The following is a 17905-nucleotide window of genomic DNA, read 5'->3' on the forward strand; positions in this document are numbered from 1 at the left end:
GCAACAATGAACCCAATATGTAATGAAATTCACAGGCAGTTCAAAGCATGATCATCTCGATTTCACTTATAAGCAGCCATACTAATTCATTAAGTATGGCTGCTACTATTCCCGTTTTGTTCTCTCGGGATGTTATGGGTGGATAATGTTTTATTACTCACTCTTTATATTTCTTTAAGCTCTTCAATTTCGACTTCTGACCTTTCCTCTAATGGCCCTCTTAGATGTACAGTAGCTGTTCTTCCATCTTCATTTATATTATCAATCCAAACTGAAGTGCCATTATATCTAACCTCAATGTCAGATGGTGAAGAAAGAATCTGTTTTACACGATTAACATCCACAAAAATCCCTCCCTTATTATTTGTTAATTATTATTTGAAAAGGTAAAAGATTTTATTCTTTTTTTAAAGGAATGAAAATGACTATCTAATAACTGCGTCTACCATATAAGGAAATTCCGATTCATTTATAAGGGTGGATACTGTGCTATTAGGTTCATCCTTTAAGAATCCATATTACGACTGTTATGCTACATACTAATATGACGTGGTAAGTTTTATTTGGAGATTAATAGAATCATTGTCTGAATTTAGGTTGCAAAAAAGTAATATAATCCCAAAGTTGCAAAAAAAATCTTGCAGTTTAGTAATGAAGGCGCTACCATTGAATATAATATGAAATATAATTTCAAGATTGTTAAGTATAATTTGAAATTATATTTAAGTGATTGATAATAGGAGGATTTATTTGTCTATGGAAGAACAACTGCGCTCATTAACGACTGAATTACGCAATGAAGGGACCATGAACATCGACAGTGTAAATACACTGGAAATTATTTCTGCGATTAACAACGAAGATTTAAAAGTGGCAGTAGCCGTACAAGAGGTTTTACCAGAGATTAAAACGGCAGTTGACTTTGCTTATGAATCGTTAATGAAAGGAGGAAGACTCATCTACATTGGGGCTGGAACGAGCGGTAGACTTGGTGTTCTTGATGCAGTGGAATGTCCACCGACTTTTAGCACATCACCGGATATGGTGCTGGGAATAATGGCTGGAGGGGAAAAAGCATTTGTTCGAGCAATTGAAGGAGCAGAGGATAAAGAAGAGTTTGGGGAAAGAGATTTAAAAAACGTGGATCTTACAGCCAAAGATACGGTTATCGGCATTGCAGCTAGCGGTCGTACTCCTTATGTGAAAGGTGCTTTACATTATGCAAGTAAGGTAGGGGCAAAAACGGTGGCTTTATCGTGCAATAAAAACTCCATCATCACGAAAGTCGCTAATATTGGAATTGAAGTTGAGGTCGGACCAGAAGTATTAACTGGGTCTACGAGAATGAAAGCGGCAACTGCACATAAAATGGTACTTAATATGATCTCAACAGCTACCATGATTAGAATGGGAAAAGTATATGAAAATCTGATGGTTGATGTAAATGTGAGCAATCAAAAACTGAAGGATCGTGCAATAAGCATTATACAAACTGTCACGGATGTTGAATATGAAATTGCGATGAAAATGCTCGAAAAGGCGAATAATCAGGTTAAACCAGCAATTGTAATGATAAAGACTTCAACAACTTATGATCAAGCAACGGAGTTACTAGAACAAGCGGATGGAGATGTCAGAAAAGCCATCTCGATACGCCTGGATTAAGGAGAGAAAGCAATGGCTACAGGAGGATTATCCATTATACATACGATGCTAAGCAAGCTTCCACAATCAGAACAAAAACTAGCTGAATATATCCTACAGAATCCTCACGAGGTAGTAAATAGCACTGTACAGGAGCTGAGCACTTCTGCTCAAACAAGCGGGGCTGCTGTGATAAGGTTGTGCAAATCTCTCGGTTTGAAAGGATTTCAAGATTTGAAAATGCGGATTGCTGGTGATTTGATGAAGTCTGTTGAACAGGGTTACCGAGATATTGAGCCTTCAGAATCACTGTATCGGATTGTTGAAAAAACAACCAGTAATACGATTCAGATTATTCGTGACACTTCTGAAATTATCGATCACGAGAATCTCAAAAATGCCATTAAATTGCTGCTGAACGCTAAAACAGTTCACTTTTGTGGAGTGGGTGCTTCAAATATAGTTGCGGCAGACGCTCAGCAAAAACTGCTTCGCATCAACAAAGGGGCAACCGCTTTTACTGATATGCATTTAGTTGCAACTCTGATTGCCAATGCAAATGAAAATGACATCGTTTTTGCTATTTCATTCTCAGGAGAAACACCTGAAGTTGTCAATATATTAAGGCTTGCTAAAGATCGAGGAGTCAAAACGATAGGACTGACTCATTTTGGTCAAACTACGGTATCTTCTTTGTGTGACGCTTCACTTTATACATCCTTTTCAAATGAAGCGCCGTTTCGAAGTGCTGCAACATCTTCCCGATTGGCACAGTTATATATGATTGATATTTTATTTTTAGGAATGGCATCAGAACAGTATGAAGAGACTGTCCAATACATTGATAACACACGGGCAGCCATTAAATCGATGACTGATCATTATAAATGAACATTAGGAGATTTTGACAAGGGGGGCTTTTGGATGGGTAAGGGGGAAAAGTACGCCGATTTAGCAGGAGTATTATTAGATAAGTTAGGTGGGGCATCAAATGTTGCAGGATCTGCACATTGTATGACCAGGCTGAGGGTATCACCAATCGATCGTTCAAAAGTAAATATGGATGAAATAAAAAAAACCGAAGGCGTTCTTGGTGTCATTGAAGAGGAAACGATTCAAATCGTTCTAGGTCCAGGAGTAGTGAACAAGGTTTATGCAGAATTTGAAAAGCTTCTCGCATCTTCTGGAAATTTTAATTTAAAAGAAACAGCTTCCAAGAACAAATCAGAGATTGATAGGAAAAATGCAAAACCTTTTAAACTATTTTTACGTAGAATTGCGAGTATCTTTATCCCGTTAATTCCTGCATTAGTAGCTTCAGGCCTGATTACAGGAATTACAAAAGCGGTCGTTCAAGCGGGCTGGCTTGCGGGAGATTCACAATTAGCCATTATATTAACTGTTATCGGATCTGGATTATTTGCTTACCTTGGGATTTTAGTTGGGACGAATGCAGCAAAGGAATACGGGGGATCACCTGCACTTGGTGCATTGGCTGGTATCTTGGTTATCAATCCGGCAGTCGGCGACATTTCATTGTTTGGTGAAAATTTGCTCCCAGGACGTGGAGGATTAATTGGAGTCCTTTTTGCCGCGATTTTTATAGCATTTGTGGAAAAGCGGGTAAGGAAATTCATTCCTCAATCACTGGATATAATTTTGACTCCAACCATCGCTTTACTTATTACAGGGATTGTCACTTACATTGTTTTTATGCCGGTAGGAGGGTTTTTATCGGATACGATTACGACCGGATTATTAAATGTATTAGATATAGGTGGAGTAGTAGCTGGATTTGTGCTTGGAGCTACATTCCTACCGCTGGTCATAACTGGTTTGCATCAAGGTCTAACACCTGTTCATCTTGAATTGATCAACGCGATTGGAGACGATCCTCTGCTTCCCATTTTGGCAATGGGTGGAGCCGGTCAAGTAGGAGCGGCATTTGCCATCTATTTCAAAACCAAGAAAGCAAGCTTAAAGCGAGCGATAGGCGGAGGTCTTCCATCAGGAATGCTTGGTATCGGCGAACCTCTTATATTTGGTGTGACATTACCACTCGGCCGTCCTTTCTTAACGGCATGTTTAGGGGCAGGGGTAGGAGGAGCATTTCAAGCGCACTTCGGAATTGCGACTACTGCAATCGGTGTATCTGGATTACCACTTACCTTTTTAGTTCATCCAAACCAAATTGTGCTTTTCTTGGCAGGGTTATTCCTTTCCTATGTAGCAGGATTTATTTTTACGTATTTATTTGGATTTAAAGATGAAATGGCAGTTGAATTCAAGTGATTGGAATCTCTTTTTATCTACAAGACCCAGATGCAGAAACACAAATCATTCATGCAGCAAACCTAGGTGTGAAGCGAGCATTTACCTCGCTTCATATTCCTGAAGAAAAAGGTGATCACGTACAAAGAATGGTAGAACTATTAAAGCTTGTAGAGTCATATGAAATGGAAATCCATGCAGATGTCTCAATAAACACGCTTAATCATTTGGGAATTAGCAATTTTGAGGATTTATCTTCATTAGGGGTAAAGGGAATTCGCTTGGATGATGGGTTTGACTATGAAACGATAAGATCTTTATCTGAGGTATTTTCTCTTTCACTAAACGCAAGTACGTTAAAGGAAGATGAACTAATGGCGGTACTTGGGAGCGGAATAAAACCTGAGAGTCTCATAGCCTGGCATAACTTCTATCCAAGGCGTGAAACGGGTCTCGAGGAAGAATTCTTTCAAAATCAAAATCAAATGTTCAAGAAATATGGGATACCTATTGTTGCTTTTATCCCGGGTTCAGGAAGTAAGCGAGGACCCCTTCATGATGGTCTTCCGACGCTTGAAAAACACAGGTTTATGAATCCTTTTGCTGCCGGAGTTGAACTGTTTCAGCAAGTGGATGGAGTATATATTGGAGATCAAGGTGTGGAAAACGATTTGATTGGAAACCTATCCGCCTTCAATGATCGGAATATTCTATCTATTCGCGTGAAGTCTTCCGTTTTGCAAAGCGGTATTTACGATTTGCGGCCAGATGTTTCAAGGGATGTGTATCGGCTACAACATACCCGTGTCACAACACAGGTTAAGCCGCAAAATACTGTCGAACGCTGCCTTGGTTCCATTACGATGGACAATGATGCATATGGGCGATATCGGGGAGAGGTCCAAATTTGCAGGCGAGATTTAGAAGCAAATCATCGAGTCAATGTGATAGGGCTAGTTATAGAGGAAGATCTTCCTTTGATAGCGCTACTAGAACCTGGTCAATCCGTAAAGATACAAGTGAAGAATTATATAGAGACTTAGAAATACATGGAAAATAGGTGATCATTTCACTCACGACCAAAGCCTTTGCTCAGCAAGTGTTAATTAAGCAACTGTAGTTGTTAGTAACGATACGCAAATGGGGTTTTCTGTCATTAAAAAAGCTGAGATTCCAGAATAAGCTAGATTTTCCTGGAAAAGAAAAAAGTGAATGAGAAATTGAAAAAGGTGCTACTGGATTTTAAGGGGCTGCTTTTATTGTCATAAAAGTGTGGGAATTTGTAAAAAAAATTATACGGTTAACAACACTTAGGAGCCGGGCACAAAAGTGTACTAGTGATATTGATTATATCTCTTGAGAAGCTTTTTACCTACTACTGCTAAGAAAGCCTTTTGAGATTAAAAAGTAAAAAGGAGGATGCCAAAATGAATAAAAAGATATGGGCACCTGCTGGGTTAGCTTTTTCCTTGGCTTTATCCACTCTTGGTGGAGTTACATCAGCAAGGGAGTTTGCGGAAGAAAAACCAGTGCCGGATGTTCAGACAATCGTAGAAAATATGTCCATAGAGGAGAAAGTCGGTCAAATGCTTATGCCAGATTTTCGTAATTGGCAAGAACAAGGAGAAAGCAAAGCAACAGGTTTTATAGAAATGAACTCAGAAGTTGCAAGCATCATTGAAAAATATCATTTAGGCGGAGTGATCTTGTTTGCTGAAAATGTTGTAGATACCGAGCAAACGGTACGGCTGACAGATGGTTTACAGAATGCGAGCAAGGATCTTCCACTATTTATAACTATTGATCAGGAAGGAGGAATCGTAACTCGCCTTCAAACAGGAACGAATCTTCCGGGAAATATGGCGCTGGGTGCAACTAGAAATAAGAATTACGCCTATCAGTCTGGAGAAATCATCGGCAAGGAATTGTCCTCTCTTGGTATAAATGTAAATTTTGGACCGGCTGTTGATGTCAATAATAACCCCGGAAATCCAGTTATTGGCGTCCGTTCCTTCAGTTCTGATCCAGATCTTGTATCAAAACTTGGGATTCAAACCATAAAAGGATTGCAAAGCCAGAATATGATAGCAACGACTAAGCATTTCCCTGGTCATGGAGATACGGCGGTTGATAGTCATTATGGTCTTCCTCTTGTCTCGCATAATAAAGAGCGCTTACGTTCTATCGAGTTACTTCCTTTCCAAAAGGCAATCGATGCTGGAGTAGATATGATGATGACCGCACATGTTCAATTTCCTGCATTCGATGATACTACTTATATCAGTAAAAAAGACGGACAAGAAATTATGGTGCCGGCAACACTGTCACAGAAGGTCATTACTGGTCTTTTACGTGAAGAAATGGGATTTGAAGGCGTAGTGGTTACAGATGCATTGAATATGAAAGCCATTGCGGACAATTTTGGACAAGAAGATGCTGTTGTTTTGGCCTTGAAATCGGGTGTAGATATTGCATTGATGCCTGCACAAGTAAACTCACTTCAAATGGAAAAGAATATAACCTCTGTATTCGATGCAGTGAAGGAAGCCGTGGAAAGTGGTGAAATTCCGCTTGATCAAGTCAATCGTTCTGTAACAAGAATACTTGAGCTAAAAGTGAAAAGAGGAATTCTAAAGCCGGGAAAAGTCGCTGCTGACACTCCAATTGATAAAAAAATATTAAGGGCTCTTCAAGTGGTCGGTAATAAAAATCATTTGAAAAAAGAAAGGAAAATCGCGGAAGATGCAATCACTCTTTTGAAAAATGAAGATAAAACATTGCCCTTCAAACCTAAGAAAAATGAAAACATTTTAGTTCTTGCTCCTTTTGCCGATCAGGTTGAATCTATGTCAAGGAGCATCCATGAATTAGTTGATCAAAATAGGATAAAGAAAGTCCAAGTAACAGGTATGAGTTTTTCAGAAAAGTCATTCACTAGTGAAGTGGCAAGACTCATTGATGAAGCCGACTATGTCATTACCGGGTCCTATATTGTAAAAAACGATCCGGCTGTAAATGATGGAGTGATTGATGACAGTATTCAAGATTCAAGCAAGTGGGCAACAGCCTTTCCAAGAGCGGCAATGAAATATGCACAGAAAAAAGATAAAGGGTTTGTGTTAATGAGTGTAAGAAACCCTTATGATGTTGCCAATTTTGAAGAAGCAAAAGCCGTGATGGCTGTATACGGATTTAAAGGATATTCAAATGGGCGGTATAGGCAGTCAAATATACCGGCAGGCATCGCGACGATCTTTGGAGAATCAAAACCGAGAGGGACGTTGCCAGTAGATATTCCATCGGTGACAAAACCATCCGAAAGCCTATATAAATTTGGGTATGGATTAGATATTAAATCAGGCAAGCCTATTAAAAAGTAGAGGGGAAACACAATGAAAAGAATTCTTATTATATTCACCATTTGTCTGTTGACCTTTAGTATAGTTTCCTCTAAAAGTGTTACTGCCGATAAGGAAAAGAAAAAACAAAAGGTCAGGCCTGGTATTGAAGTTCTTTTAAAAGAAGAGAAGGATGTACTTAAAGGAAAAAAGGTGGGGTTGATTACAAATCCAACAGGAATCGATTCCAAATTAACGAGCATCGTTGATCTGCTTTATGACGATCCGGATATTGAATTAACTGCGTTATATGGACCCGAACATGGGGTTCGTGGAGATGCGCAGGCAGGGGCAAGCGTTGAATTTTATATAGATGAAAAAACAGGATTGCCCGTTTATAGCTTGTACGGTAAAACGAAAAAGCCAACGCCTGAAATGTTAGAAGGTGTAGAGGCTCTTGTCTTTGATATCCAAGATGTCGGAACGCGTTATTACACCTATATTTATACGATGGCCTATGCAATGGAAGCCGCGAAAGAAAATAACATCCCGTTTATCGTGTTAGACAGGCCGAATCCGCAAGGGGGGATATCAGTAGATGGACCAGTACTTGAACCGGAATTCTCATCATTTGTTGGTTTGTATCCGATTCCGCTTAAACATGGGATGACAGTCGGCGAACTCGCTACATTGTTTAATAAAGAGTTTAAAATTGGTGCAGATTTAAAGGTCATTAAAATGAAAGGCTGGAAGCGCTCGATGGATTATGACGAAACTGGGCTTCCATTTGTCTTGCCATCGCCAAATATGCCAGCAGTGTCCACTACATTTGTATATCCAGCTACAGGGTTAATTGAGGGCACAAATGTCTCGGAAGGCAGAGGGACGACTAAGCCATTCGAATTAATCGGTGCACCGTATATCAACAGCGATGAACTTGCGGGAAAATTAAATGGACTACGTTTGCCCGGTGTGAAATTTAGGGCTGCCTCTTTTACACCTTCGTTTTCAAAGTATGCAGGTAAACTTAGCCATGGAGTTGAAATCTATGTAACCGATCGTGATGAATTTAGGGCTGTACCAACTGGACTGCACATCATCAAGACCATTCATGATCTTTATCCAGATGATTTCGAATTTCTCGCAGCCAATAATTTCAGTCTATTAATAGGTAATGACTGGGTGAGAACAATGATTAAAGAAGGCTCATCTGTGAATGAAATTATGAAAGAATATCAGCCAGAGCAAGAAGCTTTTAAAAAGGTTCGCGCACAGTATTTACTCTATAAATAACCGGAGGAACTTAGAAAAGTCTGTAAGGACTTTTCTTTTTTTTATTAAAGGGGTATAACGTAAAGAATTTCCTAGAAATAGAGAGTTTATAAAAGAAAAGAAGTTCTAAAAAAGAAGAAACCGCTGTCTAATAGGTGTATAGAGTTATCCTAAATTTATAACTGTCAGGGGGAAAGTGGGATGAAAAAATATCTTCAAAAAATTGGCCGTTCATTGATGTTGCCAGTAGCAGTATTACCGGCAGCTGCCATTTTAATGGGGATTGGTTATTGGATAGATCCAGCAGGATGGGGAGAGGGAAGTCCGATAGCGGCTTTCTTAATTAAAGCTGGTTCTTCCATCATTGGCAATATGTCTATCTTGTTTGCTGTCGGGGTTGCATTGGGGATGTCGAAAGGAAAAGATGGTTCAGCCGCTTTGAGTGGGCTGGTAGCCTATCTAGTCGTAACGACATTGCTTGCCACAGAATCAGTAGCTATGCTGCAAGGTATTGATGTAGAAAGTGTAAATCCAGCATTTGAGAAAATAGAAAATCAATTTGTCGGAATTCTCTCGGGCCTTATAGCTGCTGCTATGTATAATCGGTTTAGTAAGGTCGAGCTGCCGGATGCCCTCGCTTTCTTTAGTGGTAAACGGCTGGTCCCCATACTGACTGCGGTTATTATGTTACTCGTTTCCCTTATATTATTTTTTGTATGGCCGCTCATCTACTCTTTGTTAGTTAATTTCGGTGAAGCGATAAGTGGATTAGGTGCTGCAGGTGCAGGACTTTATGGATTCTTCAATCGGTTATTGATACCAACGGGTTTACATCATGCATTAAACTCCGTGTTCTGGTTTGATGTAATTGGACTTAACGATATCGGTAATTTCTGGGCAGGAACTGGAACAAAAGGAACTACAGGCATGTATCAAGCCGGATTCTTCCCTGTCATGATGTTCGGATTGCCTGCCGCGGCACTTGCTATGTACCATTCAGCAAAATCTAAGAAGAAAAAACAAGTGGCGTCATTAATGCTCGCTGCAGGATTTGCTTCATTTTTTACAGGAGTTACAGAACCTCTTGAATTTGCCTTCATGTTTGTAGCACCTGCACTTTTTGTTGTTCATGCTTTATTAACAGGTATTTCGTTAGCAATTGCTGCATCTTTCCAATGGACAGCAGGTTTTGGTTTTAGTGCGGGCTTTGTTGACTTTGTTTTAAGTTCAAGATTGCCATTAGCAAATGAACCTTATATGCTCCTTCTTCAAGGGTTAGCTTTCGCTGTCATTTACTATTTCTTATTCCGCTTCTTGATCGCAAAGTTTAACTTAATGACTCCAGGGAGGGAGGATGATACAGATGAAGAACTTAATGGTGGAGGAGTAGAGGCAAATGCAAGCAACCATGCTGAGTCAACAGGAAGTAAATTCTTTGGGATGGCTGCTGCGATTTATGAAGGCTTAGGTGGAGACGCTAATGTAACGTCTGTTGACAACTGTATAACCCGTTTGAGAGTAGAAGTGAAGAATATGGGAGCAGTTGATCAAAATAAAATTAAATCTACAGGAGTCGCGGGAATCAATATCGTTGGTCCACATAGCATTCAAGTCGTTGTGGGTACGCAGGTACAATTCGTAGCGGATGAAATTGAAAAGATTCGTAGACAATAGAGCTCCCATTATTAGTTGTTCGAGTAATCCTTCATCTTTCATCTAGAACTGCAAGAACAACTAGTTTACTTGCGAGATTATTAGACAAGGATTATACTCAACGATCAGGAATGAGATCCCGTTCCATACCTGATCGTTTTAGATTATTATAGAAAGCGTTATAGTAACGAATTATCAAGCCTGAGTACACTTTGATCAAAAAACATTTATTTTAGCTTTTTTAATGAACACTGGGTAGAAATTAGAATAAAACAAATCAATGTTTTATAATATATTAAGGATATTTGTTTGGAGGGTATTGGATGACGTTTGGAGAATAAATTAAGAGATTAAATAATTTAATCTCACATATAAATCATTTGAAAGAATTCTTTATTCATTCTCATGCGTAATTTTCAGCTAATGATGGCTTCAATTGCCAATAACTTCACCAGATATAACCTCCACGTCCTTATACTGCACCCATAAGCCTGGTGAATACATAAATATACCTCCTAAAACAAATGCAATTGTGCTTAGCAAATGATCTGAATTTTAAGCATATGTTATCTTTGTAAAATATATATTAAATCCCTTAGTATAGGAGAGATTCTAATGTACCAACCAAAAACCAAAGAAACTGACAGCAGTGTTATCGAGTTTATTGAAAATGTCGACAGCCCCAAAAAGCGTGAGGATGCATATCAATTATTAGATATTTTTACTGAAACGACAGGTTTTATAGCAAAGATGTGGGGACCGAGTATTATTGGATTCGGTACATATCATTATAAATATGAATCTGGTCATGAAGGTGATGCTCCTCTTGTAGGTTTTTCACCTCGAAAAGCAAAAATCAGTTTATATTTTGCTACGGGTGACACAAAACGAGAGGAATTATTAAAGGACTTTGGAAAACATACTTCCGGAAAAAGTTGTGTTTACATAAATAAAGTAGCAGATATTGATCTTAATGTTTTAAAAGAGTTAATAAACCAATCTGTAAAATTTTTGAGAGAAACCTATCCGAATAATTAGAGTGAAAGTATGTGGATATTATCCTTTAATTGTTTCAGAGATTCAAGAAAGTGAGAGGAAGCAAAATGAGGAAAATTAAAGTGGGTATAGTTGGATACGGCCTTTCAGGTGCTACATTTCACGCGCCTTTGCTAAGTGTTTTAGAGCAATTTGAAATTGCGAAAGTAGTAAGTTCTAAAAAGGAAAAAGTGCAGCAGGATTTGAAGCACGTGGCAGTAGTAAGTAGCTTAGAAGAAGTTTTAGAAGATGCAGCAATTGATTTAGTAGTTATTACGACACCAAGCGGTTTGCATTATGAAATGGCTAAACAAAGTTTACTTGCTGGAAAACATGTTATCTTGGAAAAGCCGATGGTAGTAGAAACATGGGAGGCAGAGGAGCTCATACAGATTGCTGAGGAAAAGGAGCTTCTTTTAAGTATCTATCATAACAGAAGATGGGATAATGATTTTTTGACAATTAAAAAACTTATGAATGATGGTGTACTTGGAGAAATCAATACATATCAGGTCCATTATGATCGCTTCAGACCAGTAGTTAGAGATAGGTGGAGAGAAAAGCAGGGTCCAGGAGCTGGCATGCTATATGATTTAGGCTCACATCTAATTGATCAAGCCTTACATTTATTTGGTTGGCCACAATTCGTATGGGCAGATGTTTTTGCGCAAAGAGAGAATGCAGAAACGGATGATTATTTCCATGTTATTTTAGGGTACGAAAAGCTGCGAGTGATATTGCATTCAGGGTCAATCGTTCCGATTAATGGACCGCGGTTTCAGGTACATGGAAGTAAAGGAACTTTTATTAAATACGGGCTTGATGGACAAGAGGCTGCGCTAAGTGAGGGGAAAAAGCCTATAGATAACTCTTGGGGTGCAGATAATCCGCAATTCTATGGTCAATTGGTTACGATTGATGGAGAAAAAGAGAAACACGAAACAATACAATCTTTACATGGATCTTATTTAACATATTATAAAGAAGTTGCAGAAAGTATATTTGAGGGGAAAAAGGCTCCTGTCACATCGGAAGAGGGGCTATCCGTCATTAAGATCATTGATGCAGCGCTGGAAAGCAGTCAAGGGAAAAAAGCTATATATGTTAATTGAAATACTTTGTTGTCCCAATGAATTCTTTTTTCCTCTTTTTGCATCAAAATGAAATGAGAAGATGAAAATAATAGGCAGCCTTGTTTTTCCAAACGGAATAAACAGGTTGCTTTTTACTGCTGTCGATAAAGGAGGAACTTTAGGTTAGTGTTAGTTCCAAGGGTTTTAATTTCCTAGTTGTCCTTACATATCACGATAAAGTTACATGAAGGGAAATCAATTTTGGGAAACATTTTTCAAAGTGTATTAAATTATGGAGGTATTTATGAATTCTTATATTCAAGAACTGGTTAATGTATATTCAAAACACACTGATGTGGAATATGCAGAATGGTCTAAAAAATATTTGAGGAACCAATTTGAATTTTTGGGGATTCGATCCCCTATTCGTCGAACATTAACTAAACAGTTTATGAAGGAACACGGATTGCCAACGGAAAGTAATCGTAAAGATATCATTCTTATGCTTTGGGACCTCCCAGAAAGAGAATACCAAAAGGCAGCCCTTGATATTCTTGAAAAGGAAAAAAAGAACCTCTGCGCTGAGGATATGCCCTGGTTAGTCAATTTGATTGTAAGTAAGTAAGTCATGGTGGGATACAGTAGATGTACTTTCTCCTCATATCATGGGCTATATGTTTTCAACTTATCCTAAACTCATTCCTCAATACTCCGATTTGTGGATTGAAGATGAGAATATTTGGTTGCAAAGATCAGCGATATTATATCAACTACACTATAAAGGCGGAACGGATGAAGAACGCCTATTCCGTTACATAATAAGACGAGCAAATAGCGATGAATTCTTTGTTCAAAAGGCAATTGGTTGGGTGTTACGTCAATATGGAAAAACTAACCCCGAGAGCGTGAAATCATTTGTTTTAAATCATCAATTAAAACCTCTTAGCAAGAGAGAAGCGCTAAAACATCTAACTTAAAATGGGATATTTTTGAATAATAAAGAGAAACTTCAATGTGAGGGGCTTCCCTTATTTTCAATAATATCTAATAAATTTAACAATACCCCGAATAGTTGCTACTATTCGGGGTATTGTTAAAAAATATACATTATCTATTATCGTAGCTCTACGATAATGCCTTCGCATGAAGGGATTTCTTTTGCCAAGCCATTGTAATCATTAAAGTTAGGATCAAGAGTAAGAGGCCTAAAATGAAAGGATAGGTAATTTGAACATCATACATCATTCCGGCAAGAGTGGGTCCAAGCACATTTCCAATGCTCATATATGCATTATTCATACCCATCGCAAATCCCTGCTCATTCCCCGCCATCTTAGAAATCAGTGTGTTTAAGACTGGTCGAAGGATGGAGGTAGAAAGGAAGATGATGAGAGAGATTCCAAAGAAAATCAGGTAACTTGAAGCAAAAAGTGAAAGAAGGAATCCTATGGCTGCGACGCTAATAAAGATAATTAGCACACTTACCTCCCCAAAACGACGAACAATCCGGTCGACAACAAAGAGTTGAACGATTACGCTGACGATACCAGTAGCTGTAACCATTGTTGCGATGTCCTTAGGTGTTGAATTAAATTGATTGTCAAGATAAAGGCCGATAACAGATTCATATGCCATTAATCCAAAGCTCATCACAAGTGTAATGATAAGAGGAATGAAATAGGGCATTTTCACAGACAAGGCAATTTTGCGAACCATCGATTCGTTATTTGCCATGTCCATAGCTTGTGAAGCTTGTTTCGTTTCGCTTTCCTTTAAAACAAAAATAGAAAATATTACTGCGACTAGTGATACTAGTGCAGAAATCAAAAATGGAAATTTTAAGCCGAAATCAGCTAAAAATCCACCAATTCCTGGGCCAACAACAATCCCTAGGGACATGGCAGCAGACACTAAACTATTGCCTTTAGCCCGTTGATCGAAAGTGGTGATATCAGCAACATAAGCAAATATTGCTGGTACAAGCAAAGCAGCCCCAACCCCACCGACAACCCGAGAAGCATACAGAAGCCAAATGGAATTAACAGCATAAAAAATAAACATGGAAATTGTCAAACCAATTAATCCATATATAATCATTTTTCTACGACCAAATTGATCAGTCCATTTTCCGGCAATTGGCGAAAAGATAAGTTGGGCACCTGCGAAAATGGCAATCATTAGCCCAGCAGCAGTTCCACCTTGATTAATGGAAGCCAGGTATGCAGGTAAGATTGGAATAATAATACCGAAGCTTCCTATTGCAATAAACATATTGATCATAAGGATAATTATCTTTTTACGTTGTTCTGCTGACATAAACAGCCTCTCTTTCTCTTTTAAATATCAATAACCAATTTAATTCGCATGGTTAATTTTTTGACACGTTAATTATGTTATAGTTTTAGATAGATAGTTGTCAATAAGAAAGGATTGTCTAATATGTATTCGAGTGAATTATATAATTTACATAATGCGATTAAAGAGCTTAGTAGTCTCTCACAGGAATTAATTGAGCCGTTATTAGTTAAATACGATTTAACTTCCGTGCAATATCACGCATTACAATTAATTGTCTTAAAGGAATCCATAGCTGTTAAAAATGTTTCAAATCATTTGAAAATTAAGCCTGCAGCTGGGACAGCGTTAATTGACCGGCTTGAACGGAAGAATCTAATTGAAAGAGTTCACAGTGAGGATGATCGACGTGTTGTTTATATTAAATCCACCGCAACTGGTAGAGAAACCTATCATTCTATCAATAAGTGCTTCGCAAATATTTTTCAAGATTTTTATAGTGTATTAAATGAAGAAGAAACCCAACGACTTAAACAAATCGTGGGAAAACTAACTGAACATGTGTCGTCACGTATAGAGAACAACCTATAGAAAAAAGTCAGAGGAAAGTTGAATGTTTTTTTAGGAGCCTCAACTGACCAATATTATGCAAGAGTAGTCAACTTGATGTCATCATCTAAAGATTTGTACAAGAAAAACCACTATAAAAGCAGTGAATTTCGCAATAATCTCACTGCTTTAACTATTTTATGAGATGAAAGCGGATAATCGGCGATCAATCCATTGTTTACACCGAGTAGAAAAACATTTAAAACAAAAAACCTCAACACTTTTCTTCACCTCTTATCTGTTTCTATTTACAACTGAAACTTCTCCTTGCAAACTCATAATCTGTTACCTCTAAGAATTTTTTTACTATTAAGCCTATTGTAGCAATAGAGAAAAGAATCCATAATAAATCGTTTTGTTAGTAAACTTTCAAATAGAAAAAACTAGTATAAGATTCTCTTTAAATGTTTACTGATTTGAAGTGAGTGGCTAACTATTTATGGAGATAATTTTTTTTTGTTTTGTCGGCTGGCATTTCTTTATTAGAACATTGACGAAACTAGTAGAGGTAAGTATACTGAATTTTACAAATATTCAAATGAAAGAGATGTTAAAAAAGGAGTTGTTTATGATGTTTTCCCCATTAACCCCAATGGACTGGAAGCGTAGGGCGGTGAAATATTATCCGCATAAAGTGGCTGTCATTGATGAAGAGAAGGAGTTTACATATAAGGAATTTGGCCAGCGAGTAGATCAACTTTCTATGTCTTTAAATAAAGCAGGTATAGAAGAAGGTGACCATGTTGCAGTGATGTTGCCAAACACTCATTATATGTTGGAATGCTTCTATGGTATTTGTCAAATGGGTGCGGTAATGGTGCCTTTGAATTACCGTCTCTCAGCTGAGGACCTGGAGTATATTATCAGTCACAGTGATTCAAAAATGTTAATCGTCGATGAAGAATTTATTGCTCCGATTGAAAAGATCGTTCATAAACTTGCCTTGGATAAAATCATTATGGTATCTGTCACAGGGCATAAAACATCTTTAAATGGTATAGATTATGAGAACTTTATTCAACAAGCTAAAGATTTTGATTTTGAAGCACAGCCAGAGGTTGTAATCGATGAAAATCAGCTTCTGACTTTAAATTATACGAGTGGAACGACTTCAAAACCAAAAGGGGTTATGTTAACTCATCGTGGAAATTACATTAACGCTGCAAATTTCATGTATCATCTTGGAGTAAAACATGATGATGTGTATCTTCATACCTTACCAATGTTTCATGCAAATGGGTGGGGTGGTGTTTGGGCGATTACGGCTGCTGGTGGTACTCATGTATGTTTAAGAAAAGTTGATCCTCCTCTTATTCTGGACTTATTTGAAAATCAAAATATTACATTGTTATGTGGAGCACCTACTGTCGTCAATATGCTTGTGAATGATCCGAAAGCAAAAGAAACCAATATCAAGATGCGTCCACGTATGGCGACAGCTGGTGCTCCTCCAGCTGCGGCTCTTATTCATAAAGCACAAGATATTCTTGGTTTAAATATGATCCATGTGTATGGATTAACAGAAACTTCACCTTTCATTCTTTATAACGAGTGGAAGGATGAATTTGAATCTAAATCGCTTGACGAACAAGCAACAATTAAGGCAAGACAAGGAATAGAATTGGTTTTTAACGGGGAAACAAAAGTTGTTAATCAAGATGGAGAAGAAGTCGTTTGGGATGGGAAGGAATTAGGAGAAATCATTACCCGCGGCAATGTTGTGATGGATGGATATTACAAGGATCCGGAAAAGACTGCCGAAGCAATTAGAGGTGGATGGTTTTATACTGGGGATTTGGCAGTAACCTATCCTGATGGATATATTGAAATACAGGACAGGGCTAAGGATTTAATCATTTCCGGAGGAGAAAATATTTCTTCTACAGAGGTTGAAGGGGTGTTGTATAAACATCCAGATGTATTAGAAGTGGCTGTTATTGCCGTTCCAGATGAGAAATGGGGAGAAACTCCTAAGGCAATCATTGTGCTGCATTCCAATGCGAATGTGACTGAAGAAGAAGTTATTAATTACTGCCGGTCTCAAATGGCTCACTTTAAAGCACCTAGATTAGTAGAATTTGTGGAATCTTTACCAAAAACAGCAACTGGAAAACTGCAAAAATATCGTTTGAGAGAAATACATTGGAAAGGATCGAAGAAGGTAAATTAAAGGCTTTCTCACTTGTTTTTCAGATAAACGGTTATTATCAACTTTTTGTAAATACTAAGATTATTGTATGTAATATGGCGGTTCTAAAAGGATCTTCTAATTGAAGATCCTTTTTTAGTGCTTTTAAGACCTGTTTAGACACTCTAATCTAACATTTTAGAAATTTCATTCACATTCCATGAAATAAATAGAATGGGTACATTGAAATTTTTTTCTTGCGTTGGGGAAATTCAGTTTTTTATAAGCAGGAATTGAAAAAACGTCAGCAAAGTAAATGGTTAAGTTAAGGAGGCCAACAATGGCTTAAACCACAAATTTGTATTTAGCTCCATCAGTTTAAACAAATATGTGGTTTTCACTGTTTATGGGATTTAACTTCCTTCTGCATTAAAAAGCCCTGTAAAACCTTTGTTCGTGCGCCCGGCATGGGTGCAATCTATAGGGTGAAAGTCCCGAACCATGAAGGCAGTTGTAGTGGTTAGCTTAATGCAAGGGTGTCCACGGTGACGTGGAATCTGAAGGAAGCAAGCGGCAAACCTCCGGTC

The 17905-nt window shown here is 38.0% G+C and carries 15 protein-coding genes; 13 read left to right on the forward strand and 2 right to left on the reverse strand.

All coding sequences use genetic code 11. The features are described from left to right. Positions 1-164: 164 nt before the first annotated feature. The gene (locus AKG34_RS09745) at positions 165-344 is read right to left on the reverse strand and encodes an H-type small acid-soluble spore protein (protein WP_053345901.1); all 180 of its coding nucleotides are present in this window, start codon (positions 342-344) and stop codon (positions 165-167) included. A gap of 406 nt (positions 345-750) precedes the next feature. On the opposite strand from AKG34_RS09745, the gene murQ reads away from it, so the two are divergent. The 11 genes from murQ (at position 751) to AKG34_RS29285 (ending at position 13263) form a co-directional block, all read left to right on the forward strand. Next, on the forward strand, positions 751-1665 hold the full coding sequence (gene murQ, locus AKG34_RS09750; protein WP_407946252.1) for an N-acetylmuramic acid 6-phosphate etherase: 915 nt from the start codon (positions 751-753) through the stop codon (positions 1663-1665). A 12-nt stretch (positions 1666-1677) separates the two neighbouring features. Beyond that, the gene (locus AKG34_RS09755) at positions 1678-2535 is read left to right on the forward strand and encodes a MurR/RpiR family transcriptional regulator (protein WP_053345903.1); all 858 of its coding nucleotides are present in this window, start codon (positions 1678-1680) and stop codon (positions 2533-2535) included. A gap of 33 nt (positions 2536-2568) precedes the next feature. After that, complete coding sequence (locus tag AKG34_RS09760) at positions 2569-3936, forward strand: PTS transporter subunit EIIC (RefSeq protein ID WP_053345904.1); 1368 nt, start codon at positions 2569-2571, stop codon at positions 3934-3936. Beyond that, positions 3933-4958, forward strand: coding sequence for a MupG family TIM beta-alpha barrel fold protein (locus tag AKG34_RS09765; RefSeq protein WP_053345905.1), 1026 nt, complete (start codon positions 3933-3935; stop codon positions 4956-4958). Before AKG34_RS09760 ends, AKG34_RS09765 begins: the two co-directional genes overlap by 4 nt. A 384-nt stretch (positions 4959-5342) precedes the next feature. Next, positions 5343-7295 (forward strand): glycoside hydrolase family 3 protein, encoded by a 1953-nt coding sequence (locus tag AKG34_RS09770; RefSeq protein ID WP_053345906.1) that lies wholly within the window; start codon positions 5343-5345, stop codon positions 7293-7295. Positions 7296-7307: 12 nt separating this feature from the next. Further along, on the forward strand, positions 7308-8546 hold the full coding sequence (locus tag AKG34_RS09775; RefSeq protein WP_053345907.1) for an exo-beta-N-acetylmuramidase NamZ family protein: 1239 nt from the start codon (positions 7308-7310) through the stop codon (positions 8544-8546). A gap of 180 nt (positions 8547-8726) precedes the next feature. Beyond that, on the forward strand, positions 8727-10199 hold the full coding sequence (gene nagE / locus AKG34_RS09780; RefSeq protein WP_053345908.1) for an N-acetylglucosamine-specific PTS transporter subunit IIBC: 1473 nt from the start codon (positions 8727-8729) through the stop codon (positions 10197-10199). Between the two features lie 594 nt (positions 10200-10793). After that, positions 10794-11216, forward strand: a complete 423-nt coding sequence (locus tag AKG34_RS09785) for a DUF1801 domain-containing protein (protein ID WP_053345909.1) — start codon at positions 10794-10796, stop codon at positions 11214-11216. A gap of 65 nt (positions 11217-11281) precedes the next feature. Beyond that, positions 11282-12325 (forward strand): oxidoreductase, encoded by a 1044-nt coding sequence (locus tag AKG34_RS09790; RefSeq protein WP_053345910.1) that lies wholly within the window; start codon positions 11282-11284, stop codon positions 12323-12325. A gap of 265 nt (positions 12326-12590) precedes the next feature. Continuing rightward, complete coding sequence (locus AKG34_RS29280; RefSeq protein ID WP_269083729.1) at positions 12591-12911, forward strand: DNA alkylation repair protein; 321 nt, start codon at positions 12591-12593, stop codon at positions 12909-12911. A 49-nt stretch (positions 12912-12960) separates the two neighbouring features. Beyond that, the gene (locus tag AKG34_RS29285) at positions 12961-13263 is read left to right on the forward strand and encodes a DNA alkylation repair protein (RefSeq protein ID WP_269083730.1); all 303 of its coding nucleotides are present in this window, start codon (positions 12961-12963) and stop codon (positions 13261-13263) included. Between the two features lie 148 nt (positions 13264-13411). Here AKG34_RS29285 and AKG34_RS09800 read toward each other — a convergent pair whose 3' ends face one another. Beyond that, positions 13412-14602, reverse strand: coding sequence for an MFS transporter (locus tag AKG34_RS09800; RefSeq protein ID WP_053345911.1), 1191 nt, complete (start codon positions 14600-14602; stop codon positions 13412-13414). Between the two features lie 123 nt (positions 14603-14725). On the opposite strand from AKG34_RS09800, the gene AKG34_RS09805 reads away from it, so the two are divergent. Both AKG34_RS09805 and AKG34_RS09810 read left to right on the forward strand, forming a co-directional pair. Next, entirely contained in the window at positions 14726-15172 is a 447-nt protein-coding gene (locus tag AKG34_RS09805) for a MarR family winged helix-turn-helix transcriptional regulator (RefSeq protein ID WP_053345912.1), read from the forward strand. Positions 15173-15761: 589 nt separating this feature from the next. Then, positions 15762-17360 carry a long-chain-fatty-acid--CoA ligase gene (locus tag AKG34_RS09810; protein ID WP_053345913.1) on the forward strand — a complete coding sequence of 533 codons (1599 nt, stop codon included), beginning with the start codon at positions 15762-15764 and terminating at the stop codon, positions 17358-17360. Positions 17361-17905 lie beyond the last annotated feature (545 nt).

The sequence above is a fragment of the Peribacillus butanolivorans genome (genome assembly GCF_001273755.1).
Lineage (GTDB): Bacteria > Bacillota > Bacilli > Bacillales > DSM-1321 > Peribacillus > Peribacillus butanolivorans.

Coding starts and splice junctions, on each gene's coding strand:
- AKG34_RS09755 (WP_053345903.1), top strand. CDS start 1,678: ATGGCTACAGGAGGATTATCCATTATACATACGATGCTAAGCAAGCTT.
- AKG34_RS09760 (WP_053345904.1), top strand. CDS start 2,569: ATGGGTAAGGGGGAAAAGTACGCCGATTTAGCAGGAGTATTATTAGAT.
- AKG34_RS09770 (WP_053345906.1), top strand. CDS start 5,343: ATGAATAAAAAGATATGGGCACCTGCTGGGTTAGCTTTTTCCTTGGCT.
- AKG34_RS09775 (WP_053345907.1), top strand. CDS start 7,308: ATGAAAAGAATTCTTATTATATTCACCATTTGTCTGTTGACCTTTAGT.
- nagE (WP_053345908.1), top strand. CDS start 8,727: ATGAAAAAATATCTTCAAAAAATTGGCCGTTCATTGATGTTGCCAGTA.
- AKG34_RS09785 (WP_053345909.1), top strand. CDS start 10,794: ATGTACCAACCAAAAACCAAAGAAACTGACAGCAGTGTTATCGAGTTT.
- AKG34_RS09790 (WP_053345910.1), top strand. CDS start 11,282: ATGAGGAAAATTAAAGTGGGTATAGTTGGATACGGCCTTTCAGGTGCT.
- AKG34_RS29280 (WP_269083729.1), top strand. CDS start 12,591: ATGAATTCTTATATTCAAGAACTGGTTAATGTATATTCAAAACACACT.
- AKG34_RS29285 (WP_269083730.1), top strand. CDS start 12,961: ATGTTTTCAACTTATCCTAAACTCATTCCTCAATACTCCGATTTGTGG.
- AKG34_RS09800 (WP_053345911.1), bottom strand. CDS start 14,602: ATGTCAGCAGAACAACGTAAAAAGATAATTATCCTTATGATCAATATG.
- AKG34_RS09805 (WP_053345912.1), top strand. CDS start 14,726: ATGTATTCGAGTGAATTATATAATTTACATAATGCGATTAAAGAGCTT.
- AKG34_RS09810 (WP_053345913.1), top strand. CDS start 15,762: ATGTTTTCCCCATTAACCCCAATGGACTGGAAGCGTAGGGCGGTGAAA.